Genomic DNA, 849 nt, shown 5'->3' on the forward strand with positions numbered 1-849 from the left:
CTAAAGACGGGTTTTGTGAAAGAATTAGGGAAGCGGATTGGTAATATTGCTCTTGGAATTTCTGCCGCCAGAGGTGTGGGTTATGTTGGTTTACTTGTGGGTGCCGTCAGTGGTGTCGATAGCATCTATGAAGCGTGCAAGGTGGATGGTACTGGCGAGTGTGGCAAGACAACAACTCGTGAAGTGTGGGGCTTTATTGGAGGAGTATACGGTGGAATCAAAGGTGGAAGCGTTGGAGTAGGGCTCGCTGTAACCGCCGTTTCTGGTATCGCTTTAGCCATCAGCATAACTGTTACCGCCCCAGTACTTGCTGTCGCGGTGATTAGTGGAGCTGTCGCAGGTGGTTTTGTCGGTGGGGTTGCAGGCTCTACGGCAGGTAAAGCCGTTGGAGATGGATTGTATTTTCTATATGAAAGTTCAGACAAAATTGTATCTGATATAGGGGCTAAATTCTGATGGTCTGGTATGAGTCTGTCGTGGCGCTTTTAGGTTTGGTTTTCGGAGGCTACGCTACAATCTGGGCTGTTCCGGGTGTTATTATGAGTGCGATTGTATCTCTAGGTAGTCTTAAGCATATTGTTTTTATGGATAAACAACTGGCCAAAGATCTTAGCAAATACTATGACGATAACGGTCATATGAGACCTAAATACCAATTGTCCTGGGAGATAGGTAGCCGTTGCTTTGATTACTGGGTGAAGTATCCATTTATTCGTAAACGAGCAACAACGAAATCAACTAAATTTAAAGTGTTTATGTGGGTGAATGCATTAGGGATGTGGAGCTGTATTGTCCTTATCTTAAGCTTGATTTTCTTAAAGTTTACTGGGTACATACCCTAATTTATAT

The 849-nt window shown here is 44.1% G+C and carries 1 protein-coding gene and 1 pseudogene; both read left to right on the forward strand.

The genetic code is table 11. The features are described 5' to 3' along the window. A pseudogene (locus QTN94_RS20105) lies at positions 1–456 on the forward strand (hypothetical protein); the annotation flags it as partial. Beyond that, a complete protein-coding gene (locus QTN94_RS20110) occupies positions 456–842 on the forward strand; it encodes a hypothetical protein (RefSeq protein ID WP_138971147.1) in 387 nt (128 codons plus the stop codon). The pseudogene QTN94_RS20105 and the gene QTN94_RS20110, both read left to right, overlap by 1 nt. Positions 843–849 lie beyond the last annotated feature (7 nt).

This window comes from Vibrio sp. M250220 (assembly GCF_036533795.1).
Classification (GTDB): Bacteria; Pseudomonadota; Gammaproteobacteria; order Enterobacterales; family Vibrionaceae; genus Vibrio.